Origin of the sequence: Pseudonocardia sp. NPDC046786 (assembly GCF_040645415.1) — a bacterium.
Lineage (GTDB): Bacteria > Actinomycetota > Actinomycetes > Mycobacteriales > Pseudonocardiaceae > Pseudonocardia > Pseudonocardia kongjuensis.
Genome location: NZ_JBEYYF010000034.1, coordinates 1 through 25,821, shown reverse-complemented (window position 1 = coordinate 25,821; position 25,821 = coordinate 1). Strand labels below are relative to the sequence as shown.

The window sequence follows — 25,821 nt, the reverse complement described above, 5'->3', positions numbered from 1 at the left end:
GCAGGAACCTCGGCGGGTGTGTCCGCACCCGTCGGGGCTGCCCATCGGGCGAGCGCGACCGCCGGGGGAACCTACACCGATCGGGTGTCAGGTCACCTGGGACGCGACGGCGTCGAGCCGTGATTTTCGTCGATCCGCAGAACTCCCGGCTGTGCTGTCACCGGGCCTGTCACCGGGTGACGACCGAGCGCCACGGCCGGGAGCCGAGCCGGGCCGTGCCGGCCCGTTCCGCCAGCCCGGCGGCGGCCGCCGCCGACCGCTCCCGCACCGTGCGGGCGTCCACCCGCACCGGCCGGCCACCGGCGACGACCGGCTCCCCGTCGACGTACACCCGGTCCACCTCGTCGCCGCGCTGGCTGTAGACCAGCGCGGACACCGCGGCGTGCACCGGTGTCACGCAGAGGTTCGACAGGTCCAGCACGATCACGTCGGCACGTTTCCCGGGTTCCAGCGAGCCGATCCGGTCGGCCATCCCGAGCGCGGCGGCCCCGTCGACGGTCGCCATCTCCAGCGCCTTCTCCGCGGTCATGATCTCCGGGTCCCGGTGCACGCCCTTGTGCAGCAGCGCCGCGAACTTGACGGCCTGCAGCATCGAGTGGTTCGAGCTCGACGCCGGCCCGTCCGAGGCGAGGCCGACCGTGATGCCGCGCCGGTGCATCGCCGGGACCGGGGCGAAACCGGAGCCGAGGTAGAGGTTCGAGCACGGGTTGTGCGACACCGCGGTGCCGGAGGCGGCGAGCAGGTCCAGGTCGGTGTCGTCGCACTGCACGCAGTGCGCGGCGACCAGGTCGGGACCGAGCAGGCCGGTCTCGGCGGCGAACGGGACGTCCCGCATGCCGAAGCGCCGCTGCGACTCCTCGACGTCGAACGGCGACTCGGCGAGATGCATCGTGACCAGCGCATCGGTGCGGTCGGCGAGCGCACGGGTCTCCCGCAGCGTCGCGGCGTCGACGGTCCAGCTCATGCACGGTGCCAGCCCGGCCCGCACCCGGCTGCCGGGACGGTTCCAGGTACCGATCAGCCGCTCCGCGTCGGCCAGCGCCGTGTCGAGCGGCTCGATCAGCTCCGGCGGCACCCCGACGTCGGTGCCGGTGGTGGTGTAGCCGCGCCCGACGATCCCGCGGATCCCGGTGTCGTACATCGCGTGCGCCACCGCGTCCGCCAGCCCCGGCCGGGGATGGACGTACATGAAGTCGAGCAGCGTGGTCGTCCCGGTGGTCAGTGCCTCGGTGCAGCCGTGCAGCGCACCGACGTACACGTCGTCCTCGGTCAGCGCGACCGCGGACGGCCCGGTCATCGCGGTGAACCAGTCGGAGAGCACCCGGTCGTCGCCCAGGCCCTTGAGCAGCGTCTGGAACAGGTGGGTGTGGGTGTTGACGAACCCGGGCAGGACGAGCGACCCGCGGCAGTCGACGACGTCGGCGTCCGGGTACGCGGCCAGCACCTCGGCCGGCGGGCCGACCGCCAGGATCGTGCCGTCCGCCGGCCCGGGGCCCGGCCCGGCGAACGCGACCGCGCCCTCGGTGAGCACCCGGCGCTGCGGGTCCACCGGGACGACCGTCCCCCCGGTGAGCACGGTGACGCTCACGCCTGCTCCTCCGGGATCAGCGCGAGCACCCGGTCCGGCGTCCACGGCCCGTCCGAGGTGAGGTGCACGCCGAACGGCGCCAGCGCGTCGGCCAGCGCGTTGACCAGCGCACCGGGTGCCCCGGTGGCGCCGCCCTCACCGGCCCCCTTCATGCCGTAGGGGTTGAGCGGGGTCGGCGACTCGGCGGAGTCGGTCCGGATCACCGGCACGTCGCTGACCGTCGGCAGCAGGTAGTCGGCCAGGTTGCGGGCCAGCGGGGTGCCGTCCGCGGCGTAAGGCACCTCCTCGAACAGCGTCCCGCCCAGGCCCTGCACGACGCCGCCGTGCACCTGGCCCTCGACGATGCTCGGGTTGATCACGGTGCCGCAGTCGTGCACGACGACGTAGTCGAGCACGTCGATCTCGCCGGTCGTGACGTCCACCGCGACCTTCGCCGCGTGCGTGGCGTGCGAGAACGCGATCCCGGGCGCCTGGTGGCGGTGGGTGGCCTCCAGGTTCCAGTCCAGACCGCCGGGCAGCGGCGCGTTCCAGGCGGTCGCGGCACCGGCCAGCTCGGCCAGCGACATCGACCGGGACGCCCCGCGGACGACGGCGGCGCCGTCGCGCCACTCCAGGTCCGCCGGGTCGATCTCCAGCAGGTGCGACGCCAGGGTGAGCGCCTTCTCCTTGACGGTGGCGGCGGCCGACCGGGCGGCGGCCCCGCCGATCGCGGCGGACCGGGAGGCGAACGTGCCGACCCCCTCGGCGACGACGTCGGTGTCGCCGTGCAGCACCGTGACGTCCTCCAGGTCGATGTCGAGCTCGTCGGCGACCAGCTGGCTGAACGTCGTGACGTGCCCCTGCCCGTGCGGGCTGGAACCGGTCAGCACGGTGACCTTCCCGGCGCCGTCGACCCGGACGACGGCGGACTCGTAGGGGCCGATCGCGGTCTCCTCGACCAGCGAGGCCACGCCGATCCCGAGGTACCGGCCGCGTGCGCGTTCGCGCTGCTGCTCGGCCGCCCAGTCCGGGGTCAGCCCGATCATCCCGGCGGCCCGGCGCAGCACCGCGCCGTAGTCACCGGTGTCGTAGACGACCTGCCCGGCCAGCACGATCGCGGTGCCGCGGTCGTTCGGCAGCTCGGCCGGGGTGATCATGTTCTGCAGCCGCAGTTCGACCCGGTCCCGGCCCAGGTCGGCGGCGATGATGTCCATCATCCGTTCCATCACCAGCACCGCCTGCGGGTGACCGGCGCCGCGGTAGACGGCCAGCGGGGTCTTGTTGGTCGTCACGCAGTGCGCCCGGGCCCGGTAGACCGGGATCCGGTAGGGCCCGCGCAGCATCGCCGAGCTGATCGACGCCGGGGTGGTGGCGAGCGTGCAGCAGGCGGCGCCGTTGCTGGTCCACGACCGGGCGTCGACGGCGGTGACGGTGCCGTCCGCGGACACCGCGACCCGCACGCTGTGCTTCTGCTCGCGGGCGTGCGAGCTGGCGACCATGTGCTCGCGCCGGTCCTCGATCCACTTGACCGGCCGGCGCAGCCGCATCGCGAACAGCGGCGCCAGGATCTCCTCGCAGTAGAACTCGCACTTGGCGCCGAAGCCGCCGCCGACGTCCGGGGCGATCACCCGGATCCGGCTCTCCGGCAGCCCGAGCACCCCGGACAGGAAACCGCGGACCAGGTGCGGGAACTGGGTGGAGGTGATGAGCGTGAGCCGCTCGGTGACCGGGTCGATCTCGGCGACGACGCCGCGGGTCTCCATCGGCGCGGGGACGTAGCGGTGCACGGTGAACGTCTCGGTGTAGACGTGGTCGGCCGCGGCGAAGGCGGCGTCGACGGCGGCGTCGCCGCCGACGTCCTGGGCGATCGTGGTGACCACGTTGGTGCCGTGCTCGGGATAGAGCAGGGTGTGCCCGGCGACGGCCTCGTCGAGATCGACGACGGCGGGCAGCCGCTGGTAGGTCACCTCGACGCCGTCCAGCGCGTCCTCGGCGAGGTACTCGTCGGTGGCGACGAGCGCGGCGACCGGCTGGCCGACGTAGCGCACGACGCCGTCGGCGAGCGCGGTCTGCAGGGTCGGCAGCGAGTCCGGGTACAGATCGATGCACGGGATCGGACCGGCCTGGTCGGCGATGTCGTCCCAGGTCAGCACCGCGAGCACGCCCGGAGTCGCCAACGCGCGCGAGGCGTCGACGCCGACGATCCGGGCGTGCGCGTGCGGGGAGCGGACGATCGCCATGTGCACGGTTCCGGCGGGGCGGATGTCGGCGACGTAGCGGCCGCGGCCGCGGAGCAGCCGCGGGTCCTCGCGCCGCTTGACGGACCCGCCGACGTAGGCCGGGCGTGCACCGGTGGGGGTGACGGTCACGGGGCGACCTCCGGGACGGGGCGGCCGGCCGCCTGGCGGGCCGCCTTCACGATGTTCTGGTAGCCGGTGCACCGGCAGAGGTGGCCGTCGAGGGTGTCGGTGATCGCCTCGTCGGACGGTGCCGGATCGGCGTCGAGCAGGGCGGTCAGCGAGCACACGACGCCGGGGGTGCAGAAGCCGCACTGCATGCCGTGGTTGTCGTTGATGGCCTGCTGGACCGGCGTGATCGGACCGTCGCCCGCGACGCCCTCGACGGTGGTGACCGAGCTGCCGTCGGCCTGGACGGCGAGCATCAGGCAGGAGCGGACCGGCTCGCCGTCGAGCACCACGGTGCAGGACCCGCAGGTGCCGTGGCCGCAGCCGAGATGGGTGCCGGTGAGGCCGAGGTGCTCGCGCAGGAGGTCGGCGAGCAGCAGCCGCGGCGGGACGGCGGCGGTGTGCGGGACCCCGTTGACGGTGAGCACGACCGGCAGGAGCTCGCTCATGCCGCCACCGCCCCGGCGGTGGGCAGCGCGTCGTCCAGGGCGCGCCGCACCACGGCGGGCAGCACCCGCCTGCGGTATCCGGCGCTCGCCCGGAGCGTGAGGTCGGGATCGATCTCCCCGGTGGCGGCGCGGGCGGCGGCCGCGATCGCCGGCCCGTCGGCCGGGTTGCCGAGCAGCGCCTGCTCGGTGGCGGTCATCCGCTGCGGGTGCGCGGCGAGGCCGGTCGCGGCCACCCGGGCCGCGACGATCCGGCCGTCCGCGACGGTGATCTGCGCCCCCACCGCGACCAGCGGCAGGTCCTTGGCCTTGCGGCCGATCTCGGCGAACCCGGCCCGGGTGCCGGGCGGGGCGACCGGGAAGGTCACGGCGACCGCCAGTCCGCCGGCCGGGACGGCGGTCTCGAAGGCCGCGCCGAAGAACTCCGCGGCCGGGACGGTCGGCCCGTCGGCGACCACGATCCCGGCGTCCAGGGCGAGCGCCACGGCGGGCAGCTCGGCGGCCGGGTCGTGATGGCACAGCGACCCGAGGACGGTGCCGCGGCTGCGCACCTGCGGGTGCCCGGTGCGGGCGAGCGCCGCGACCAGCAGCGGGGCGGCGGCCGCGACGACGGGGGAGCGCAGTGCGGTGGCCTGCCGGACCGTCGCGCCGACGTGCAGCCGGTCGTCGTCGACGGTCAGCCGGTCCAGCCCGGTGATCCGGTTGACGTCCACCAGCCGCCCGACGTCGACCAGCCGCTGGTTGAGCAGCGGCAGCAGGCTCTGCCCGCCGGCCAGCACCCGGGCCCCGGGGGCGGCCAGGTCGGCGAGTGCCTCGGGGACGGTGCTGGGCCGCCGGTACTCGAAGTGTGGTGGTTTCATCGCGGGCTCCGATCGGGTCCTGCTCGACGTTCGGTGCCCATCCTGGGACCGGGAGCCCGGCATGCACCACGGTCGTAACGTCATGTTGCGGCGATGGTGACTGGACAGGACGTCCGGCCGGTGGTGCGCTCGGCGGATGACGTTGACCCTGCGGGAGGTGCTCGAGCTCGACGCCGTCGCGCGGGCCGCGCCGGAGGTGGTCGTCGGCGCCGACTGGCTGGACCGGCCGGTCCGCTGGGTGCACACCAGCGAGCTCGCCGAGGCCGCGCTGCTGCTCAAGGGCGGTGAGCTGCTGCTGACGACCGGGCTCGGCGTGGCCGGGCGCGGGCCGGTCGGCGAGACCGCCTACGTCACCGAGCTGGCCGAGCGCGGGGCCGCGGCACTGGCGCTGGAGGTGGGCTGGACCTACCCGGAGCCGACCGCGGCGATGGTCGACGCGGCCCGCAGGCACGGGCTGCCGCTGCTGGTGCTCCGCGAGATCGTCCCGTTCGTCGAGGTCACCGAGCAGGTCCAGCGCGCGCTGCTGGAGCGGGAGCGGGCCGGGGTGCGCCGGGACCGGGACGTGCGCGAGCAGCTGACCGACGCGCTGCTCGGCGGTGCGGGACCGCAGGAGCTGGCGGCGGTGCTCGCCGGGCTGACCGGGGCGCCGGTCGTGCTGACGACGGGAGAGGGTGCGCTGGTCGCCTCGGCCGGGCTCCCGGCGGGCGACCGGCGCCGCGGCCGGCCGGCCGCACGCCGCGACATCGTGCTGCTGGACCGGCACTGGGGGCACCTGTCGGTGCTCGCGCCGGCCCGCGCCGACGATCCGGCCGTGGTCGCCGCGTGCACCTTCGGCGCCGAGGCACTGGAGCTGGCCCTGCTGCGCTCGGCGGCGTCCGGCGATCTCGACGACCGGCGCAGGCTGCTCGTCGAGGACCTGCTGGCCGGCGACTTCGACGGCCCGGGCGAGCTGGTCGGCCGGGCCCGGATGCTCGGGCTGTCGTTCCCGGTGCAGGCCCGCTACACCTGCCTGGCCCTGCGCGGCGCCGATCCGGTGACGGCCGCCCGCGCGGCGGGCGGGACGCTCGCCGCGGGGACGGCGCTGGTCGCCGCGAACGGCGACGGCGTGGTCGTCGTCGCGCGGACGTCCGCGGCCACCGCCGCGGCCCGGGCGGTGCTCGCCGCGGTGGAGGTCGCCGATCCGGCGTCGGCCGGATCGGTGCGGGTGGTGGCGGGCCCGGTGGTGCCCCGGCTGGACCTGGCCGGGCAGTCGCTGGCCAGGGCCCGGCAGGCCCTCGACCTCGCGGACACCCTCGGGCTGACCGAGCGGGTGCTGCCCGCCGCCCGGCTGACCGCGCCCGCCCTGCTGACCGGTCTGGGCCCGGAGCCGCTGGCCGCGCGCCTGGTCGAGGAGGAGATCGGGCCGCTGGTGGCGCACGACCGGGAGACCGGCTCGGACCTGGTGGGGACGTTGCGCTGCTATCTCGCGCACTCGTCGTCGAAGGTCCGGGCGGCGGACGGGCTGGGGATCCGGCGGCAGACGCTGCACGTCCGGCTCGACCGGATCGCCGGGCTGGTGGGTGACGTGCACGCCGCGGAGCGGCACAGCGCGCTGGTGCTGGCGCTCGCGCTGCACGAGCTGGGCGTCGGGGGCGGGTGAGGGCCGGGCGCGATCCGGAGCCGGACGGGTCGGGCCGGCCCGGTTGGCGCCGGGCCGGTGAGATCCGGTCGGTGGCGCCGGGTCGGGTGGCGCTGGGTCGGCCGGTCGAGCCGCGTCGGTCAGGGGCGGGTCGCGAGGTCCAGCGCCTGGACCCGGTCGTGCAGCGCGCGCACCCGGGTGGCGAGCGCGTTCGCCACCCGGCGGTCGCGCGGATCGCGTTCCACCTGGTGCACCACGTCCCGGTACTCGACGGCGACGGTGCTGTACTCGGTGCCCAGTCCGGTGTCCTCGAGCAGCGCGGTGCGGGATTCGATGGACAGCATCTCGTCGGCCATCTCGGCGACCTCCGCGCGCAGCCGCTCACCCTCCGCGGCGAGCGCGGCGGCGTCCCGGCGGCGCCTGCGCCGCAGCTCCCACCACCGCCCGCCGCCCGCGACGAGGGCGACCAGCAGCACCGCGACGATCCCGATGCCCAGCCACGGCGGGCCGGGATCGGTGAGCTCGCCGACGAACTGCTCGGCCGCGGCGACGTCGCTGCCGGGCAGGCCGTCGATGTAGGCGTCGACGTCGTCATAACTGTCGCTGGCGGCCGCGGTGTACTCCGGGCTGAGCACCAGGACGGTCCCGCCGCGCTCGGACCGGACGGTCTGGGCCAGCTGGACCAGCTCTGCCTGGCTGTCCGCCTGCGGGACCACGACCACGGACAGCGCGAGATCGTGGTCCGCGGCGGCGGACTGCACGACGGCGGCGAGCTCGCTCTGGTCGCCGGGGGCGGCCACGCCGTTGTCGGCGAGATCGTCGAGGATTGCGTCGGCGTCCTGTGGCTGCAGGGACTGCACGCCGTGCAACGGTGTCCGACCGGGCATCATGTGGTCCTCATGACGGGCTCGTGAGCGGAGGGGGAGCGGGTGCGGGAACGGTACGTCAGCGCGCCTGACGGCATGAAGTGGGTGGTCGGGCGCAAGTTCCTGCTCGGTCCGCCGCGCTACCGCGGGTTCCGGTTCGGACTCGGCGGCGGCGACCGCTTCTTCGAGCCGGCCGCCCGGCCCGCGACCGGCGACGCCGCCGCGGAGGAGCCCGGAGCGGAGCGTCCGCGGGTGGTGCGGGACCGGCCGGTGCCCGACCACACGGTCCGCCGCGAGCCGCCCGCCCGGTACCGCGACGTCGACAGCCACTGGCACCGGCCGCGCCGCCGCTCGACGCCGATCATCATCCCGACCGGCCGCAGCAGCGGTGGCTGGGGCGGTGGCTGGGGTGGCTCCGGCGGATCCGTCGGGGGCGGCGACCGCGGCTCCTCCGGCGGCGGCAACCGCGGTGGGATCGGCGGCGGCAACCGGGGCGGCAGCGGTGGCGGCAACCGCGGTGGTGGCGGCGGCGGGGCCGCCGGCGGTGCGGGCGCGCTGCTGGCCGGGGCCGGCGGCGCCGGCGCGATGCTGGTCAAGGTCCTGTGGTGGGTGCTGATCGCGGCCGCGATCGGTGCCGCGCTGTTCCTGGCGATCTTCGTGGTGATCCCCGGGATCCTGCTCGGCTTGCAGTTCCTGCTGATCGGGGTGCTGATCGCCTGGCGGGCGATGACCGGTCGGCCGTGGGTGGTGGAGGCCCGGGAGAACCGGGCGGCGCCGCTGATCCACGCCTGGGAGGTCACCGGCTGGGCGGAGAGCGGCCGGGTCCGCGACGAGGTCGCCGAGGCGCTGCGGCGCGGCGACGAGCCGCGCCCGGCCGGGGCGGTGCCGGTCGAGATCAGCGGGTCCTGACCGGTCCGCCCGGCGGCGCGGGATCCATCTCGGGATGGAACTGCAGCCCGGCGTTGCGACCGAGCCGGAAACCCGCGCAGCCGTCGTCGCCGTCGGCCAGGATGGTCGCGCCGGGCGGCGGTACGAGCTGCTCGGCGTTCCACCGGAACCACGGGCCCGCCGGGACGGCGTCGCGGAGCGGCCGGACGGACTGCCAGCCGATCCGGGTCCGGCCCAGCGGAGGGTGTGGCCGCCGAGTGCCTCGGCGAGCAGCTGGGCGCCGAAGCAGATCGCCAGCACCGGCACCCGGGTGTCGTGCGCGCGCCGCAGGAAGCGGGTCTCGGCCGCCGCCCAGCCGCGGATCCGGCCCCGGGGCGACGGTGCGCCGAGGGTCACCACGAGATCCCGGGACCGCGGGTCGGGGAAGGTGACGTCGACGTCCGGGGTGGTGTACCGGTCGGCCGGGACGACCGTCAGCCACTCCGGCCGGTACCCGTGCGCGGTGAGCACCGGCTCCAGCAGCCCGAGCCCGGCGACGTGGTCGTGCCCGATCACCACCGCCGAGCGTGCCACCGGCCCACCTCCAACTCGGGCCGATCATCCCACCGCCCGGTAGTGGTCGGCGATGGCGTCGGTGGTGGTCATCCAGGCGTCCGGCTGGGCGGTGAGCCAGCCGAGCACCTCGTCGAGGTAGCGGGTCCGGAACGCCTGCCCGATGACGAACGGGTGCAGCGCGAGCGCGAGCACCCGCCCGGATCCGTCCGCGGCGTCGGCGCGCAGCTGCTCGTACTGGTCGCGCACCATCCGCACGAACTCCGGCCCGGTGCTGCCGCGGGCGAACAGCAGCAGGTCGTTGAGCTCCAGGGTGTAGGGCACGCTGAGCATCCCGGGGACGGTCAGCGGGTAGGGCTGGTCGTCGTTGGTCCAGTCGAGCACGTGATCGAACCCGAGCTCGGCGAGCAGCTCCGGGGTCCGCGCGGTCTCGGTCAGACCCGGTCCCATCCATCCGCGCGGGCGGGTCCCGGTGCCGCCCTCGATCGTGTCGACGATCTCCCGGAGCACCGCCCGTTCGGTGTCGGCGTCCAGCCCGGTGTGCAACGCCGAGTTGGTGCTCCCGTGCGCCAGCCAGGCCCAGCCACGGTCCCGGCCGGCCGCGACGATCTGTGGGTTGTGCTCGACGACCAGCGAGTTCAGCAGGGCACTCGGCCGGACACCGTGCCGGTCGAGCACGTCGATCGTGCGCCAGATCCCGACCCGGGCGCCGTAGTCGCGCCAGCCGTGGTTGAGCGCGTCCGGCACCAGGTCGGCGGTGCCCGGCCAGATGCTGGTGGAGGGCAGCCCCGGCACGAAGTACTCGATGTTGAGCCCGACGTGCACGGCGACCCGGGCGCCGCCGGGCCAGCTCAGCGGCGGTCGGTCGACGATCGGGGAATAGCGGAAGGGGACGGTGGCGTCGGTCATGGCGGGATGGTGGGGCCTGACACCGGTGTGAGGTTCAAGCCCGGAGGGGGACGCGATGCGGATCGGCGAGCTGGCCCGGCGGACGGGCGTCAGCGAACGGTCGCTGCGCTACTACGAGGAGCAGGGACTGCTCGCCCCGGCCCGGACCGCGGGCGGGCACCGTGATTATCCGGGCGCCGCGGTCGACCGGGTTCTCCGCATCCAGGAGCTGTACGCGGCCGGGCTGGGCAGCCGCCGGATCGCCGGGCTGCTGCCCTGCATGCGCGACGACGACGGCGGGCCGAGCGCCGGCGCGACCGCCCGGCTGACCGAGACGTTGCGGGCCGAGCGCGACCGGATCGACCGGTCGATCCGCGACCTGCACGTCTCCCGGGACGTGCTGGACGGTGTGATCGACGCGGCGTCCGGCGGCCCGGGCGACTGCCCCTGACCAGCGCAGCGCAGCCAGGTTCAGCCCGGCCGGTCGGCGCTGCGGGCGCCGAGGTGCTCGGCGAAGTGCCGCTCCATCGCGCGGAAGAGCCGGGTCCGGTTCTCCGGGTTCTCGAAGCCGTGCCCCTCGTCCTCGGCGAGCAGGTACTCGACGGGCACGCCGCGTTCCCGCAGCGACCCGACGATGTTGTCCGACTCGGCCTGCACGACGCGGGCGTCGTTGGCGCCCTGCGCGACCAGCAGCGGCGTCCGGATCCGGTCGACCATCGTGATGGGGGAGCGGGCCAGCATGTCGGCCTCGGCGGCCGGGTCGTCCGGGTCACCGACGTAGCGGAACCAGTTGTTCACGGTGAACGCGCGGGTGAACGGCGGCAGCGTCCGCATGAAGTTCGCCAGGTCGGAGATGCCGACGTAGTCCACCGCCGCGGCGAAGCGGTCGGGTGTGACGGTGACCCCGACGAGCGCGGCGTAGCCGCCGTAGGAGCCGCCGTGGATGCCGATCCGCGCCGGATCGGCGTAGCCCTGCTCGATCGCCCAGTCGACGGCGTCGATCAGGTCGTCGTGCATGGCCCCGGCGAACTCGCCGATGGCGGCGGTGACGTGCCGGCGCCCGTAGCCGGTGGAGCCGCGGAAGTTGACCTGCAGGACGGCGAGGCCCCGGTTGGCGAGGAACTGGGCGGCCGAGTTGTAGCCCCAGACGTCGTTGAACCAGGGGCCACCGTGCACCTGCAGCACCAGCGGCAGCCCGCGCGGTTCGATCCCGACCGGCAGCGTGAGGAAACCGTGCAGCGGCAGGCCGTCGCGGGCCGGGAAGGCGACCGGCGTCATCGGGGCCAGCGCCGCCGGATCGAGCTGCGGGTAGGGCCGGAACAGCTCGCGGCTCTCCCCGGTGGCGTGGTCGTAGAGCCAGGCCACGCCAGGATCGCGGTCGTGCACGAAGGTGGCGATCCAGCGGCGACCGGCGTCGTCGGAGGAGACCGTCCCGAGCACGCCGTCGGACAGCGCGGCCAGCGCGGCGTACACCTCGGCGAAGCCCGGGTCGACGACCTCGACGTGCGGGCGGTCACCGACGAACCTGGCCGCGAGCACCTCGCCCGTGCGGCGGCGCGTGTACACGGCCGGCGGAAGGACACCGGGCATCATCAGTCCGGTGATGTCGAGGCTCCGGCCCGGCACGGCAGCGACGACGCTCTCCTCGCCGGTCTCCCGGTCGATCCGGACCAGGCGCAGGTCGTCGGAGCCCTGGTAGGAACCGACGAGCAACCCCTTCCCGTCCGCGGTGACCTGCTGGGGCTGGATGCCCATCGGGTGCTGCGCTCCACCCATACGGTGCAGCAGCCGCTTCTGCCCGGTCGCCGCGTCCCACGCCGACACCTCGAGCGTGCCGTCGTCCGCCAGCGTGGTGTGGAAGACGGGCTCACCCCCATCGTCGAGGTGCAGGGTCGCGGCCGGATCGTCCTGCTCGTGGACGAGGGTCGTCGCGCCGGTCGCGACGTCGATCCGGAACATGTCGAAGTACAGCGGGCGCTCGTTCATGACGACCAGCACGCTGCCGGGCACCGCGGGCAGCGGGTCCACGCCGGCCACCCGTGAACCGGGGGCCATCGGGGTCAGGTCGACCGCGGGCTCGTCCGGGGCGTCGAGATCGACGCGGTGCAGGTGCCAGTCCTCGTTGCCGTCGGTGTCCTGCAGGTAGAGCAGCCAGCGCGGGTCGTCGGTCCAGTGGTAGGTGGTGATCCCGCGCCGGCTGTCGTGCGTCACGCAGACGGCGTCGTCGTGGGTCTCGTCGATCCCGCGTACCCAGACGTTGCGACGGCCGTGCGCCGGGGCCAGGTAGGCGATCCGGGTGCCGTCCGGCGAGACCGTCGGCACGGCGAACGCCGGATCGGCGAAGAAGTCCTCGATGTCGATCAGGGGTGGTGGCCCGCCGGGGGTGTCGGTCATGCGTTCGCTCCGTTCGCTCGCCGCTGTCGGTCGTGCCCCATCCGACACCCGGCCGCGACGGCACAGTCAAGTCCGCGCCGCGTCGGGGGGCGCGGAGGTTTCCGGACGAACACACCAACGAAACGATGGTTCTGTTGGTCGATGGATCAGTTTCTCGTAACCGAGAACCGGTTACTGAGTTTGTAAGCAACGAACTGATACGGTGTTCGGCGTGGTTGACACCGCCGTACGCTGCGCATACAGCCGCTGCCGGGCCGAGCTGCCGCCTCCCGGGCCGCAGGGCGGCCGCCCCCGGTCGTTCTGCCGGGACACCCGCTGGGAGGGCGGGCGCACCTGCTCGCAGATGGCGCGGGCCGAGCGGGAGGCGCTGGGCGCGCTCGGCCTGGACACCGGGGCCGGGGCGTTCGCGCTGGACGCCGACCGGCTCCGCGAGCAGGTCGCCGCGGTCGCCGGGCCGGTCGCCGAGCTCGCCGCGGCGCTGACCGCCGTGCAGGACCGGCTCGACGAGGTGCAGCGCGACGCGCTCGCCGCCACCGAGCGGGCCCGCACCGCGGCGGCCGAGGCCGACCGGGCCCGCCAGGAGGCCGAGACCGCGCGGGACGCGGCGCTGGGCCGCGCGCGGGAGGCAGAGAAGGTCGCCGCCACCGCCCGCCGGGAGCGCGCCGAGGCGGTGACCCGCGCGGAGGAGGCCGCGGCCACCGCGCTGCAGGCCACCGAGGGATGGGGTGCGGCCCGGCAGGAGGCGGCCGACGCGGTCGCCGCGCGGGACCGGGCGATCACCGACGCGGATGCGGCCCGGGCCGAGGCGGCCGCCGCGCAGCGGGACCGGGAGCAGGCGGCGCTCGACGCGGCCCGGGCCGGGCAGGAGCGGGACGCGGCCGCCGACCGTGCCGCCGCGGGGGAACGCGAGCGCGACGGGGCACGCGCCGAGACGGCCGTGCTGCGCGATGCGCTCGCCGTGGCCCGGGCGGAGTCCGGCGCGGTGCGCGAGGACCGGGACACCTGGCGCGACACCGCGGCGGCCGCGGCCGCCGAACGCGACGAGCTGCGTGCCGAGCGGGACCGGCTGCGCGCCGCGGGGGAGCGGTCGGCCGCCGAGCGGGACCGCCACGCGGAGGAGCTGGCGACGATCACCGCGGAGCGGGACCGGCTGGCCGAGGCCGCGCAGGCGGCTACGGCCGATCGCGACCGCCACGCGGCGGCGGCCGAGCAGGCGGGTCGCGAGCGGGACGCGCTCGCCGGCGCCGAACGGGCCGCGCGGGACCGGATCCGCGAGCTGGAGTCCGGCGCCGCGGAGCGCCGGCTGCACGCCGACGACCTGGCGGCGCTGGTCGCCGCGCTACGCGGCGGATGACCCCCGGGCCGGGGTCGCGCCGGCCGGACGGGTGTCGCGCGTCCCGGCCCGGCGGCGCAGCGCCAGCTCACGCAGCCCGAGGAACAGCGGGAAGGTGAACGCGATCGCGATCGCGAAGCTCAGCGGCACCAGCACCCAGACCCAGCGGATCCAGCCGAGCCGGGCGCCCTCGGCCATCATGAACACACAGGCCGCGAGCGCGACGACGATCACGTCCACCGCCGCCGACGAGCTCGCCGCGTTCGCGAACCAGCCCTCGAGATAGCTGAGGCCGCCCGGATCGGCGAAGAACGCGATGTTGAACGCCCAGGTGCCGACGAGGCCGGCCGCGGACAGCGCGAACCAGACGACCGCGAGCGCGAGCCGGCCGGGAGCTGCGACGGACATGACTCCTCCGATGGATAGTGAGACTATCCAGAAACGCTACCATCGGTCCCGGGAGCCGTCGGTCCGAACCGGAACGACGGGTGCCTGCCCGTCGCGTGCCGGGCGAACCCCGCCGGCACCCCGTCCACCTCACTCCGGGCGGGCCCGGCACCGACCACCTCCGGCCCGGTTCCGGACCCGAACGGCGCGAGTGCACCCACCAGGTACGACGCGTCCCGGCCCGGCACCGAATCGGGCACCACGGCCGCCCGGCCGGCGGCCCCGCCGAGATGCCGGGTGCCGGTGACCACCATCGGGCCGGTACGGGCGGCCACCCGGTCGAGCCCGGCGCCCTCGACGTCGGAGAGCAGCAGGTCGTCGCCCAGATAGGCGTGCGGGGGCTCCGGCTCGGCCTGGCGCGCCGGGGGACCGGCCGGCCCCGCGGCCCGTGCCCTGCTGGAGAACCTGGACACCGGGTGAGTGCCGCGTTCGTGCGGCACCGGTTCGGCCGCGCGCGCCGGTGAGCGATCCGCCCGCTCAGGTCCGCGGGACCGAGACGAGCACCCGCACCGCCTCGCCGACCGCGGCCCGGCGGGCCACCCGCACCGCGGTGGCGATCGGCCGCAGCGCGTCCGAGCGGGCCACCGCCGCGGACGCCGACAGCGCGCCGCCCGGATCGTCGCCGGCGGCCGCGGAAAGGATGGCGTCGACCTCGTCGGCCTGCTGCAGCACCCGCAGCGCCTGCGGCGGCATGCCGTCCGGCCACAGCGCCCGCGGGCGCCGGCGCAGCGACGCCGCGATCTCCTCGCGCACCCCCGGGCGGTGCCGGGCCACGCCGAGATCGGCGATCGCCGCGGCGGCGTTGCGGACCTGCCCGCGCAGCTCGCGCTCGGCCTCGTTCAGGGCGACGTACTCGGGCACCGGTCCGCTGTCGGGCACCGCGTAGACGGTCCAGCGGACCACGCCGTCGGCGATCGGCGAGGGGACCACGCCGAAGCCGGCGTCGGTGAACAGCACGCCCTCACCGGTGGTCGTCGCCTCCCGGGAGAACCCGCCCGGACCGGGCAGCCCGCGGACGTCCCCGGGCGCGGCGAGCACCAGCCGGGCGTGCCCGCGCGGACCGCCGCGGCGCACGGCGGCCAGCAGCAGCGCGAGCGAGGTGGGCCGCTCGCCCGGCGCGGGCATGCCGGTGAGCGCGGACGACGCGGAGTCGGCGGCCAGCACGTCGTGCGCGTCGGACCACGGGGCGAGCGCGTCGAGGACGTCATCGGGAGCCGCGGCCCCGGCCAGCCAGGCCGAGGCCCACACGGCCAGGGTCGCGGAGGCACAGGACACGGCGGTCAGGCTAACCGTCGATCACCGTCCGCACACCCCGGCACGTGGGTGACGCTGCGTGTCGCGCCGCCTGCACGGTGTCACCACGGCCGGGTGGGCGTGTCGCGCCGCGGTCACCGCGGGCGGCCGTCCGATACTCGACCCCATGAGCCGGACCCACGACTACCGCGGCATGTTCGACGCCGCCGGCACCCGGACCGTCCGACGCAGGCAGGTCCCCGAGGTGCCGGCCGAGCCGGGGCTCGTCGTGGAGGACCCGGCGAGCGGGTTCTGCGGCGCGGTGGTCTCGATCTCCGGCTCCGAGGTGACCCTGGAGGACCGGTTCGGCGGGCGCCGGGTGTTCCCGCTCCGCCCGGCCGCGTTCCTGCACGAGGGCGCACCGGCCACCCTGGTCCGGCCCGCCGCCCGGCCGGCCGGGCGCACGCTGTCCGCGTCCGGCTCGGTGCACGTCGCGAACCTGACGGCGCGCACCGCCCGGGCCGCCCGGATCTGGGTCGAGGGCCTGCACGACGCCGAGCTGGTGGAACGCGTGTGGGGGCACGACCTGCGGGTGGAGGGCATCGTCGTCGAACCGCTGCACGGCGTCGACGACCTGGCCGCCGCCGTCCGCGGGTTCGACCCGGCGCCGCACCGGCGCCTCGGCATCCTGGTCGATCACCTCGTGGACGGCTCCAAGGAGACCCGGCAGGCCCGCGACGCCTACCGGGCGACCCCGCGCGCGCAGCACGACGTGCTGGTCACCGGCCATCCCTACGTCGACGTGTGGCAGGCCGTGAAGCCCTCGGTGGTCGGCATCCGGGAGTGGCCGACGATCCCGCGCGGCACCGACTGGAAGACCGGGATCTGCGCCCGGCTCGGCTGGGGCGAACCCGCCGACGGCGCCCGCCGGGTGCTCGGCGCCGTCCGCAGCTACCGCGACCTCGAGACGCCGATGATCGGCGCCGTCGAGCGGCTGATCGACTTCGTCACCGCCGCCGGGTCGGGGGAACCGGACGACCAGGGCTGAAACGCCGCCGAAACCCTGCGGTGCAATAACGATCAGGCCACCGCAGGCGGTGTTCGGCGCGAATCGACGTCGCGGTATGTCCGGTTCTGGCACCCTGGGGGCATGACGGCACTGATCTGGCTGCTCATCGGGGCGGTACTGGTCGGGGCCGAGTTCGTGTCCGGCGAGCTGTTCCTGGTGATGCTCGGCGGAGGCGCGCTCGCCGCGGCCGGAGGTGCCGCGCTCGGACTGGGCGCGGTCGGGAGCGCAGGCGTGTTCGCGATCGTGTCCGTGCTGTTGTTACTGGCCGTGCGACCGGCCGCGAAGCGGAAACTGCAGGAACGGATGGGCACCCTGGAGAGCCACCAGGACCGGTTCATCGGATCGGCGGCCCAGGTCGTCGAACGGGTGGACGGTCAGCGTGGCCAGGTGCGGATCGGCAAGGAACTCTGGTCGGCCCGCTCCTTCGACGGCCACGAGGTCATCGAGGCGGGCGCCAGCGTCACCGTCCTGCAGGTCACCGGCGCGGCGGTGCTCGTCACCGGCCGGGACGAACTGCCGGAGCCCTGAACCGCCGCGCGGCGGAAGGGCACCGGCGAGCAGCCCCGGGGACTCCGGGGCGGACATGAGCGCCGGTTGTCCGGCGCGCATCGAGGGGAGACCGGATGGATGCCGGTTTGATCATCGCAGCAGTACTGCTGGTGCTGGTCGTGACCGTCGTCGTGAAGTCGATCGTCATCGTCCCGCAGGAGTGGGCGTACATCATCGAGCGACTCGGGCGCTACCACAGCACCCGCGAGGGTGGCCCGGCGATCCTCGTGCCGTTCGTCGACCGGACCCGGGAGCGGGTGGACCTGCGTGAGCAGGTCGTGTCCTTCCCGCCGCAGCCGGTCATCACGCAGGACAACCTGACGGTCAACATCGACACGGTCGTCTACTTCAAGGTCAACGACGCCAAGGCGGCGGTCTACGAGATCGCGAACTACATCGCCGGCGTGGAGCAGATCACCACCACGACGCTGCGCAACGTCGTCGGCGGGATGACCCTGGAGCAGACGCTGACCTCGCGGGACCGGATCAACACGGCGCTGCGCGGGGAGCTGGACGAGGCCACCGAGCGCTGGGGCATCCGGGTCGCCCGGGTCGAGATCAAGGCGATCGACCCGCCGCCGTCGATCCAGAACTCGATGGAACAGCAGATGAAGGCGGACCGCGAGAAGCGGGCCATGATCCTCACCGCGGAGGGCCAGCGCGAGTCGGCCATCCGCAGCGCCGAGGGCAACAAGCAGTCGCAGATCCTCACCGCGGAGGGCGCCAAGCAGGCGGCCATCCTCTCCGCCGAGGCCGAGCGGCAGTCCGAGATCCTGCGCGCGCAGGGTCGCCGGGCCGCGCTGTACCTCGAGGCGCAGGGCGAGTCGAAGGCGATCGAGAAGAAGTTCGCCGCGATCAAGGCCGGGCGCCCGACGCCCGAGCTGCTCGCCTACGAGTACCTGCAGACGCTGCCCGAGATGGCCAAGGGCGACGCCAGCAAGCTCTGGGTGGTGCCGTCGGACTTCGGGAAGGCCCTGGAGGGCTTCACCCGGATGCTCGGTGCCCCCGGGGAGGACGGCGTCTACCGGTTCACCCCCAGCCCCGACGACGGCACGGTCTCCCGGCCGGCCGACGACGACGAGGCGCTGAAGGACTGGTTCGACACCTCCACCGACCCGGAGATCGCCCGCCAGGTCGCCGAGGCCACCGCGGCCGCGCAGAAGGAGGTGCCGCCGGTGGGGGACCGCACCCCGGCCGGTGGCAACGGCGGCGGCTCGGCGCCCGCGCAGCTGGAGAGCTCGCGTGAGGTGCCCGGCCTGGACAGCACGCCGCTGCCGAACGGCTCCCAGGAGCAGCGCGGCTGAGCAGTCCGTTCCCGTCCGACGACGAGGGGCCGTGGTCCGGTGCACACGCACCGGGCCACGGCCCCTCGGTCGTCGCGCAGCGACCGGCGCGAACCCGGCGGGTCCTAGCGGGCCTCCGCCTCGTGCGCCTCCTGCTGCTCGGCCAGCACCCGGTCGTCCTTGCGGGCGGCGATCCGGGAGACCTTGAACAGGGCCTTGCGGCGGGCCCGGCCCAGCGGCAGCGCCAGCCGGCCGATCCGCACGTCCAGCGGCCGCACGTCGAACGCGCCGGAGCCGCCCAGCTCGTCGAGCAGCAGCTGCTGCTCGTCGGAGATCTGCTGCTCGAACTCGGCCGAGACCGAGCCGCGGGAGATCCGGAACGCGGCCAGGGTCTCCGGCAGGCCGAGGAAGTCGCCGTACTGGAGCAGCCGCATCCAGAGATCGAGGTCCATGATGAACCGGCGGTCGCCGCGCCAGCCGCCGGCCGTCACGAACTGCTCGCGGCGGAACAGCACGTTGCCCGGCTCGCCGATCGGGTTCGCCCCGTTGCGGATCACCCGGCGGGCGACCTCGCTACCCGAGTGCAGGCCGACCAGCCCGCCGCCGAGACCGCGCCGCGGCACCAGCACCCGGCTCTGCTCGTCGATCATGTGCCGGCGCGCGGCGACCACGGCCAGCGAGGGGTCGTCGCGCATCGGCGGCACCTGGAGCTCCAGGCAGCGCGGGTGCAGCAGGTCGTCGGCGCACACCAGCTTCACCAGTGGCGCCCGGCACAGGTGCACGGCGCGGTTCCAGTTGTCGCCCTGCGGCAGCGTCTCCCGGTTGTGCTCGACCCGGATCCGCCGGTCCCGGAACGACGTGGCGATCTGCCAGGTCGCGTCGGTGCTGTTGTTGTCGAGGACGACCAGCTCGAAGTCCCCCAGCGTCTGCTCCAGGATGCTGCGGATGGTCTCCGCCAGGAACGCCTCGCCGTTGTAGACCGGGATGCAGACGGACACGCTGGGCAGGAAGCCGCCGGGCCTCATCGGGTACCTCGTGGGGTCGGGAGTGTCGTGCGGGCGGCACGTGACGCTACCCCTCCCGCTCCCGGCGCTCCCCGGCGGCGGCCGGACACCCGCCCGCGGTCCGGGCGGCCGGGACCGGTGGACGAAGGTCGATCCAGGATTCCTCCGTTCGTCGTGATCGGCTCGCCGCTCGTCGGAAATTCGGTGCGTGCCGCCCGCCCAGGGGCTGTTCGGGCGGTCCCGCGGCCCACCGAACGGTGCACCGTCCGTAGTATTCGAGGCGTGCTCGCGTGGTCTCGCAGCTGCGGAACCGGCGTTACCAGCAAGGGGTTGCTCCGCCCGGGTGATACCCGATGCGGTCGAGGTCACGTAACGCGAGCGTCGGCGGCGGAGATAAGCCGTATGCCCCCCGTTGTGGGGGCGACAGGTTCCGGCGCCGTCGTCGCCGTCGGGCACAGAGAGCAAGCTCGCCATCCGCGTGCGCCCACTACCGATCGATTCGGGGGAGAGACCGGTGAACCAGCGCCCTGACCACGGACCACGCCGTCCGGGTGAACCGAGAGTGTCGGTGATCGTGCCGACCCGCAACGAGGCCCGCAACCTGGAGGTCGTGCTGCCGGCCATCGCCGCGGTGCGGCCCGCCGTGCACGAGGTGATCGTCGTCGACGGCAACTCGAAGGACGGCACCGTCGAGACCGCGCAGCGCGTGCTGCCCGGCGTGCGCATCGTGCGCCAGACCCGCAAGGGCAAGGGCAACGCGATGGCCTGCGGGTTCGCCGCCGCGACCGGCGACGTCCTGGTCATGTTCGACGCCGACGGCTCGGCCGATCCCCAGGAGATCCCGCGGTTCGTCCGGGCGCTGGTCGAGGGGGCCGACTTCGCCAAGGGCAGCCGCTTCACCAAGGGCGGTGGCAGCGACGACATCACGCTGCTGCGCAAGAGCGGCAACGCCGGGCTGAACCTGGTCGCGAACACGCTGTTCGGCACCCGCTACACCGACCTCTGCTACGGCTACAACGCGTTCTGGGCGGACATCCTGCCGGTGCTCGACCTGCCCGCGGTGGACATGCCGCCGCACCCGGACGGCGGGATGTACTGGGGCGACGGGTTCGAGATCGAGACCGTCCTCAACTGCCGGGTCGCCGCGGCCGGCTTCAGCATCACCGAGGTCCCCTCGGTGGAGCGGGAGCGGATGTTCGGCGAGACGAACCTGCGGACCTTCGCCGACGGCACCCGGGTGCTGCGCACGCTGGCCGCCGAGCGCCGCCGGGCCTCCCGGGAGGACCGGGCCACCGCGCCGGCCCCGGCCGCCGTCGTGGCGCCCGGCGCGGACCGCGGCACCCTCCCGGTGAACCGGACGGGCGGGATCAACCCGGCACCGTCCGTCTCCGGCAGCGGCCCGTCCACCGCTCCGGCGGAGCGTCCGCGCCCGGCTCCGCGCCGTCCGGCGGGGGACGTGCCGGCCGTGCCGCCGTACCGGCCGCAGCAGGCCCCGCAGTCCGCCGGGCACGACCGCCGTGGTCAGGAGGTCGGGAGCGCAGGCGCCGCCGCCGCGTCCCCCCGTGCCGCGACCGCGTCCGCCCAGGACGGGACCGGGCGTCCCGACCAGGTCGGCGTGCGGTACGCATGGGGTGAAGAGGCGTCCTGACCGACCCACCGCGACCCCCGGGGTCGCCGAGACAGCCACCGGCGCCCGTCCGATCGGACGGGCGCCGGTGATCGGAAGAAGGGGAGTACCGCGGTGAGCGTGCCGTCCGCAGCAGAGCTGACCCGGGCCAGGACCGCGCGTCGTTACGTGGCGATCCTGCTGGTGCTGGCCGGCGTCGTCGCGTGCGTGCTGAACCTGCTGGACGTCAGCGGGGGCGCGCTCGGCGAGTTCCGGCTGCTCGTCACCATCGGTTTCCTGCTGCTCGGCCCGGGCTGGGCCGCCGCGGGCTTCCTCCGCCGGGCCCCCGCGGCACACGTGTGGCTGCTCACCCTCGGCGTCGGCACCGCGGTCACCCTGATCGGCGGCCAGCTCATGGTGAGCCTCGGGCTCTGGTACCCCGGCGTCGCCCTGTTCATCGTCACCCTGATCAGCGTCCCGTTCCTGCTCCGGCACGCGGTGGTCGCACAGTGAGCCAGGTCGGGCCGGCGCGCTCCCGCCGCGGTGCGGGCGCCCCCGGTCCCGGCCAGCCCCCCGGCCCGCAGGCGCCGGACGGCGACGGGACCCGGGCGCTGCCCGCCCGTCGTACCCGGTCCGGTGTCGACACCCGCGATCCCTACGCCGACCCGGCGACGGCCGCCCTGCCCCCGGCGCCCCCCTCGGCAGCACCCTCGGCAGCACCGCCGCCGGCAGCCCCCCCGGCAGTACCCCCGGCAGCACCGCCCACCGGCCGGCACGCCGACCGCGGTCCCGGGGCCGGCACGCCGCCGGGACCGGACACCGGGCCGGACGCGCCCACCCAGCGGCTGGAGATCGCGCACGCCCGCGTGCGCTCCCGCCAGCTCGCCGAGCAGCGCACCGAGTACCTGCCGGTGGTCGGCCTGCGCGGCCCGGGGGAGAACCCGCCCCCGCCGCCCACCGACCGCACCGGCGGCCCGGGCGACGGCGGGGACGGGGACGGTGACGGCCCCGGCGGCCACTCCCGCAACGGCGGCATCGGCGACGGCATCGCGCTGACCCTGTGCTCGGCGTTCGGCTCGGTCGCCGGCCTGCTCGGCGTGCTGATCGCGGCCCGGATCATGCCGCAGGCCGAGGTCGGCCGGGCGTCGGAGTTCGTCTCCGCGTTCCAGCTGATCGGCGGGATCGCCCAGCTCAACCTGGGCCTGGGCCTGATGCGCTGGCTGCCCGGCGCCGGGCGCAAGTCGGTCCGGCTGACCTTCGGCGCGCTGCTGCTGATCATGCCGCTGTCCGGGCTGATCGGCCTGGTCTACGGCGTGATCGTGCCGCGGATCGCGGAGACCGCCGGCGGCGGCAGCATCGGGCTCGGCCTGCTCGTGCTGGTGCTCACCTGCGCCGGCTGGGGCGTGTTCGTCGTACACGACTTCGTGATGGTCGCGATCGGGAAACCGTGGGTCGCGGTCTGGCGCAACGGCACCTTCGCGGTCGTCCGGATCGTGCTGCTGCTCGCCCTCGGCGCCTCGCTGCACTCGCAGGCGATGGTGCTGTCCTGGGCGATCCCGGTGATGCTGTGGGTGGCCGCCGGCACCGCGATGCTCTGGTACATGACCCGGCGCTTCGCCGCGGCCGGTGGGCCGGGGATCGTCCCGAGCCGGGCCGAGGCGATCGCCTTCCTCGCGCCGACCGCGCTCGCCCAGTGCGGCAACGCCCTGCTCTACAACCAGGTGCCGCTGTTCGCGAACATCCGGATGGGCAACGAGGTCGGCGCGGTCTTCTTCATCTGCTGGCAGGCGGTCACCGTGATCGACCTGGCGGCGACGTTCTTCACGAACTCACTGGCCGTGCAGACCGCCCGCGAGCCGCACCGGGCCGAGGAGTTCGCCCGGCTCGCCCGCCGCCGGATGATCATCCTGTTCGTCCCGGTCCTCGGGCTCGGCGCCGCGCTCGGCTATCCGGTGCTCTCGCTGCTCGGCGAGGGCTACGCCGCGGGCGCCCCTGCGCTGGCCGTGCTGATGGTCGGCCTGCTGTTCCGGCTGATCGTCGTCTTCGAGCTGGCCCGCAGGCAGGCCGACGGCGACGGCATGGGCTACGCGAAGATTCAGCTCTTGAACACCGGCATGGTCGTCGTGTTCGCCGGACTGGTCCCGCTTCCCGAAGCGGGCACCGTATCCGTCAGCATGATGATGCTGCCGATGGTCCTGGGATACGTCGGTGCGCAGCTGCTGTGCGCCCTCGCGCTCAGATTCGTCCCGGCGTGGAACCGCCGGAGCACCTCGGAGGTGAAGTCGTGACGTCGGAGACCCGCCGGACGGGCGAACCCGACCCGTCGGCCCGGTCCCGGGGCGCCGGAGCCGAGGCGACCGTGGCCGCGTCGGCCCGGTCCGCCGAGGCGAGCCCGAGCGAGCGGACCCAGTACCTGCGCGCACCCGGACCCGACTCGCCGACGACCGCGGTCCGCGGGCCGGTCCCGCGCCCCGCCGGCGACGGCCCGCCGCCCCCGCCGCCACCGGCGCCCGGCCCGTCGGAGCCGCTGTCGCCGCTGTGGGTGTGGGGCGCACCGGTGCTCGCGATCCTCGCGGTGCTGATGCTGCCGCTGGCCGCGGCGACCACCGACCTCTCCGACATGGACGGCTGGGGCCTGGCCGCGGTGCTCAGCCCGTTCGGCTGGGTCGCCGTCGTGCTGGCGGTGGCCTGCTGCGTGGTCGAGCTGTGGTCGCCCCGGCCGCGGATCCCGATGCTCGGCGCGGCCACCGCCGTGCTCATCCTGTGCACGACCGGGATGCCGTCGGTCGTCCAGCCGCAGGCCCGGTTCACCACCGCCTGGCTGATCTCCGGCTTCGTCGACGCGGTCGCCGGCAACGGCGTGCCGCCGACCGGCGTGGACGCCCGGTTCTACTGGCCCGCGTTCTTCGCCCAGTGGGCCTGGTTCCGGGACGCCGCGGGCGCCGACCAGCTCGACGTCATCCTGCGCTGGTACCCGCCGGCGGTCGTCGCGGTGTGGGCGATCGGCGTCTACGCGCTCGCCCGCTCGATGCTCGGCGGCACCCGCGCGCCGTGGGTCGCGGCCTGGCTGTTCGTCGGGCTGAACTGGATCGAGCAGGACTACTTCTCGCCGCAGGCCACCGCGATCGTGCTGCTGCTGACCGTGCTGACCTTCGCGCTCGGCCCGCTGGCGACCCGCCGGGTCGACAACGCGGGCACGACGCCCTGGCCACGGCCGCACCGGGGGGCGACCCCGCTGCCCCGGTGGCGGCGCTGGCTGATCAGCGCGATGACGCCGCCGAACGCGCCGACGCTGCCCGCCCGGCAGCTGCTGCTGATCTACTTCTGCGCGTCGCTGTGCCTGATCGCGCTGGCCCCGACGCACCAGCTCACCCCGTTCGCGATCATCGGCCAGCTGGTGGTGCTCGCGATCGTCGGCCGGTTCCGCGGCCGCGGCCTGGTGCTCGTCGCGACGTTCGCGGTGATCGTGTTCGTGCTGATCTCCGCCCGGGACTTCTGGCTCACCCAGATCACGATGATCACCGGTGCGTCCGGCGACGCCGGCGCGATCGAGGCCGGCTTCTTCGAGCGGCTGCAGGGTGACCAGGGCCAGCTGGCGGTCAAGCTGCTGCGCGCGATCATGCCGGGCCTGACCTGGCTGCTCGCGATCGCCGGTGCCTGGGTGTACTGGAAGCGGCGCCGCGACCTGGTGCCGATCGCGCTGGCCGGCATCCCGATGGCGATGGCCGTCGTGCAGAGCTACGGCGGCGAGCTGCTGTTCCGGGTCATCCTCTACGGCCTGCCGATCCTGACGATCCTGTCGGTGGACGCGCTGCGCGCGTTCGCCAGGGTGGACCGCAGGCGCGAGTACGCGCTCGCGGCGGGCATGGTGCTGCTGTTCCCGCTGCTGATCCTGATCCGCGGCGGCAACGACGCCTATCTCGACGTCACCACCGAGGACGTCCAGATGACCCGGCAGGCCTACGCCGAGGCGGCACCCGGCTCGACGGTGCAACCGCTGTCGACGGTCGGCCCGTACGCGGTGGAGGGCGTCGGGGAGCACAACAACATGGCCTCCGGCGGGGACGGCTGCGCGATCCTGGCCGCCGATCCGTTCCGCTGCATCGACCTGGTGCAGCCGGACACGCTGCTGTTCTACCAGTCGATCGAGAAGCAGGGCACCGTGCTGAACGAGGAGCCGGAGGGCTGGACGCTGGCGATCCGCGAGCAGCTGATCGCGTCCGGCCAGTACCGCGCGACCTACGAGAACGGCTTCAACGCGATCCTGGTCCGGAACGAGCCGGCCCCGCTGCCGGGCGCGCCCGCGCCGGCGCCCGCACCGGGCGCGGAGGAGGTGCCCGCACCGTGAACGGATTCGTCCTGACCTGGATCGCGTTCGGCGTGATGCTGGCCCTGTTCGCCGCGCGCGCCTGGGTGGTCGAGACCAACCGCGGCCGGTTGACCACGGCCGGGTCCGCGCAGCGCGGCCTGACCGCGGCGGTGGCCGGGTCGGTGGTCGTGCTGGTCGTGCTGCTCACCCTGAACGGCGGGCTCACGCTGGTCGACCTGCTGGTCAACGGGGAGGCCGAGCTGACCGCGCCGGCGGACGCGGCGACCGGCGGGGCGGGGCCGGGCGAGGCCCCGGTCGATCCGGCGGCCCCGGTCGATCCGGCCCCGGTGGACCCGCCGCCCGCACCCTGACCGTCCGGGCCGGCCTGACCGCCCGGACCACCGACGAGGCGGGGCCCGGTGGCGGGGGGGGCCCCGGGGGCGCCGGGGGCGGGGGCCCCCGCGCGCCCCGCGAGCCCAGCCGCGCGCGAGGTGGGGGAGACCC

23 protein-coding genes and 1 pseudogene are annotated in these 25,821 nt (G+C 74.9%); 12 read left to right on the top strand and 12 right to left on the bottom strand.

The features are described from left to right. Positions 1-169: 169 nt before the first annotated feature. Genes ABZ881_RS28225 through ABZ881_RS28210 form a run of 4 tightly spaced genes read right to left on the bottom strand, consistent with a single transcriptional unit; the run spans position 170 to position 5,278 of the window. Positions 170-1,588: an amidohydrolase gene (locus ABZ881_RS28225; RefSeq protein ID WP_358488708.1), complete on the bottom strand. Its 1,419-nt coding sequence runs from the start codon at positions 1,586-1,588 to the stop codon at positions 170-172. Next, complete coding sequence (locus ABZ881_RS28220; protein WP_358488707.1) at positions 1,585-3,936, bottom strand: xanthine dehydrogenase family protein molybdopterin-binding subunit; 2,352 nt, start codon at positions 3,934-3,936, stop codon at positions 1,585-1,587. The genes ABZ881_RS28225 and ABZ881_RS28220 overlap by 4 nt, the downstream gene beginning before the upstream one ends. Further along, the gene (locus ABZ881_RS28215; RefSeq protein ID WP_344017412.1) at positions 3,933-4,421 is read right to left on the bottom strand and encodes a (2Fe-2S)-binding protein; all 489 of its coding nucleotides are present in this window, start codon (positions 4,419-4,421) and stop codon (positions 3,933-3,935) included. Before ABZ881_RS28215 ends, ABZ881_RS28220 begins: the two co-directional genes overlap by 4 nt. Beyond that, on the bottom strand, positions 4,418-5,278 hold the full coding sequence (locus ABZ881_RS28210) for an FAD binding domain-containing protein (protein ID WP_358488706.1): 861 nt from the start codon (positions 5,276-5,278) through the stop codon (positions 4,418-4,420). Before ABZ881_RS28210 ends, ABZ881_RS28215 begins: the two co-directional genes overlap by 4 nt. Positions 5,279-5,414: 136 nt before the next feature. Between ABZ881_RS28210 and ABZ881_RS28205 the strand changes: the two genes are divergently transcribed. Next, positions 5,415-6,917 (top strand): PucR family transcriptional regulator, encoded by a 1,503-nt coding sequence (locus tag ABZ881_RS28205; protein WP_358488705.1) that lies wholly within the window; start codon positions 5,415-5,417, stop codon positions 6,915-6,917. 119 nt (positions 6,918-7,036) lie between these two features. On the opposite strand, the gene ABZ881_RS28200 is transcribed toward ABZ881_RS28205, so the two are convergent. Further along, positions 7,037-7,756 carry a DUF6676 family protein gene (locus ABZ881_RS28200; RefSeq protein ID WP_358488736.1) on the bottom strand — a complete coding sequence of 240 codons (720 nt, stop codon included), beginning with the start codon at positions 7,754-7,756 and terminating at the stop codon, positions 7,037-7,039. A gap of 102 nt (positions 7,757-7,858) precedes the next feature. Here ABZ881_RS28200 and ABZ881_RS28195 point away from each other — a divergent pair, with 102 nt between their 5' ends. Beyond that, on the top strand, positions 7,859-8,671 hold the full coding sequence (locus ABZ881_RS28195) for a hypothetical protein (protein WP_358488739.1): 813 nt from the start codon (positions 7,859-7,861) through the stop codon (positions 8,669-8,671). A gap of 228 nt (positions 8,672-8,899) precedes the next feature. On the opposite strand, the pseudogene ABZ881_RS28190 reads toward ABZ881_RS28195, so the two are convergent. Both ABZ881_RS28190 and ABZ881_RS28185 read right to left on the bottom strand, forming a co-directional pair. Further along, positions 8,900-9,046 (bottom strand): annotated as a pseudogene (locus tag ABZ881_RS28190) (gamma-glutamyl-gamma-aminobutyrate hydrolase family protein); the annotation flags it as partial. A 201-nt stretch (positions 9,047-9,247) separates the two neighbouring features. Beyond that, complete coding sequence (locus ABZ881_RS28185; protein ID WP_358488704.1) at positions 9,248-10,111, bottom strand: polysaccharide deacetylase family protein; 864 nt, start codon at positions 10,109-10,111, stop codon at positions 9,248-9,250. Positions 10,112-10,166: 55 nt separating this feature from the next. On the opposite strand from ABZ881_RS28185, the gene ABZ881_RS28180 reads away from it, so the two are divergent. Further along, entirely contained in the window at positions 10,167-10,541 is a 375-nt protein-coding gene (locus ABZ881_RS28180) for a MerR family transcriptional regulator (protein ID WP_358488703.1), read from the top strand. A gap of 20 nt (positions 10,542-10,561) precedes the next feature. On the opposite strand, the gene ABZ881_RS28175 is transcribed toward ABZ881_RS28180, so the two are convergent. Beyond that, the gene (locus ABZ881_RS28175) at positions 10,562-12,484 is read right to left on the bottom strand and encodes a S9 family peptidase (RefSeq protein WP_358488702.1); all 1,923 of its coding nucleotides are present in this window, start codon (positions 12,482-12,484) and stop codon (positions 10,562-10,564) included. Positions 12,485-12,695: 211 nt separating this feature from the next. Between ABZ881_RS28175 and ABZ881_RS28170 the strand changes: the two genes are divergently transcribed. Beyond that, a complete protein-coding gene (locus ABZ881_RS28170) occupies positions 12,696-13,838 on the top strand; it encodes a response regulator receiver protein (RefSeq protein ID WP_358488701.1) in 1,143 nt (380 codons plus the stop codon). Here ABZ881_RS28170 and ABZ881_RS28165 read toward each other — a convergent pair. The 3 genes from ABZ881_RS28165 to ABZ881_RS28155 form a co-directional block, all read right to left on the bottom strand. Further along, entirely contained in the window at positions 13,824-14,225 is a 402-nt protein-coding gene (locus ABZ881_RS28165) for a DUF2834 domain-containing protein (RefSeq protein ID WP_358488700.1), read from the bottom strand. The two genes, ABZ881_RS28170 and ABZ881_RS28165, sit on opposite strands and share 15 nt — an antisense overlap. Before the next feature lie 23 nt (positions 14,226-14,248). After that, on the bottom strand, positions 14,249-14,677 hold the full coding sequence (locus ABZ881_RS28160) for a hypothetical protein (RefSeq protein WP_358488699.1): 429 nt from the start codon (positions 14,675-14,677) through the stop codon (positions 14,249-14,251). 64 nt (positions 14,678-14,741) lie between these two features. Continuing rightward, on the bottom strand, positions 14,742-15,539 hold the full coding sequence (locus ABZ881_RS28155; protein WP_358488698.1) for a hypothetical protein: 798 nt from the start codon (positions 15,537-15,539) through the stop codon (positions 14,742-14,744). 145 nt (positions 15,540-15,684) lie between these two features. Between ABZ881_RS28155 and ABZ881_RS28150 the strand changes: the two genes are divergently transcribed. The 3 genes from ABZ881_RS28150 to ABZ881_RS28140 all read left to right on the top strand — a co-directional run bounded on the left by ABZ881_RS28150 (position 15,685) and on the right by ABZ881_RS28140 (position 18,419). After that, the gene (locus ABZ881_RS28150) at positions 15,685-16,545 is read left to right on the top strand and encodes a DUF3097 domain-containing protein (RefSeq protein ID WP_358488697.1); all 861 of its coding nucleotides are present in this window, start codon (positions 15,685-15,687) and stop codon (positions 16,543-16,545) included. A gap of 102 nt (positions 16,546-16,647) precedes the next feature. Beyond that, positions 16,648-17,094: an NfeD family protein gene (locus tag ABZ881_RS28145; protein ID WP_344017427.1), complete on the top strand. Its 447-nt coding sequence runs from the start codon at positions 16,648-16,650 to the stop codon at positions 17,092-17,094. A 95-nt stretch (positions 17,095-17,189) separates the two neighbouring features. Beyond that, complete coding sequence (locus tag ABZ881_RS28140; protein ID WP_344017428.1) at positions 17,190-18,419, top strand: SPFH domain-containing protein; 1,230 nt, start codon at positions 17,190-17,192, stop codon at positions 18,417-18,419. 104 nt (positions 18,420-18,523) lie between these two features. Here ABZ881_RS28140 and ABZ881_RS28135 read toward each other — a convergent pair whose 3' ends face one another. Beyond that, the gene (locus tag ABZ881_RS28135; RefSeq protein WP_344017429.1) at positions 18,524-19,423 is read right to left on the bottom strand and encodes a glycosyltransferase; all 900 of its coding nucleotides are present in this window, start codon (positions 19,421-19,423) and stop codon (positions 18,524-18,526) included. A 547-nt stretch (positions 19,424-19,970) separates the two neighbouring features. On the opposite strand from ABZ881_RS28135, the gene ABZ881_RS28130 reads away from it, so the two are divergent. The 5 genes from ABZ881_RS28130 (at position 19,971) to ABZ881_RS28110 (ending at position 25,688) form a co-directional block, all read left to right on the top strand. Then, positions 19,971-21,050, top strand: coding sequence for a glycosyltransferase family 2 protein (locus ABZ881_RS28130; RefSeq protein ID WP_358488696.1), 1,080 nt, complete (start codon positions 19,971-19,973; stop codon positions 21,048-21,050). 93 nt (positions 21,051-21,143) lie between these two features. Further along, complete coding sequence (locus ABZ881_RS28125; protein ID WP_344017431.1) at positions 21,144-21,521, top strand: hypothetical protein; 378 nt, start codon at positions 21,144-21,146, stop codon at positions 21,519-21,521. After that, positions 21,518-23,296, top strand: coding sequence for a hypothetical protein (locus tag ABZ881_RS28120; protein ID WP_358488695.1), 1,779 nt, complete (start codon positions 21,518-21,520; stop codon positions 23,294-23,296). Before ABZ881_RS28125 ends, ABZ881_RS28120 begins: the two co-directional genes overlap by 4 nt. Continuing rightward, positions 23,293-25,356, top strand: a complete 2,064-nt coding sequence (locus ABZ881_RS28115; RefSeq protein WP_358488694.1) for a hypothetical protein — start codon at positions 23,293-23,295, stop codon at positions 25,354-25,356. The genes ABZ881_RS28120 and ABZ881_RS28115 overlap by 4 nt, the downstream gene beginning before the upstream one ends. Beyond that, entirely contained in the window at positions 25,353-25,688 is a 336-nt protein-coding gene (locus ABZ881_RS28110; protein WP_358488693.1) for a hypothetical protein, read from the top strand. Before ABZ881_RS28115 ends, ABZ881_RS28110 begins: the two co-directional genes overlap by 4 nt. Positions 25,689-25,821 lie beyond the last annotated feature (133 nt).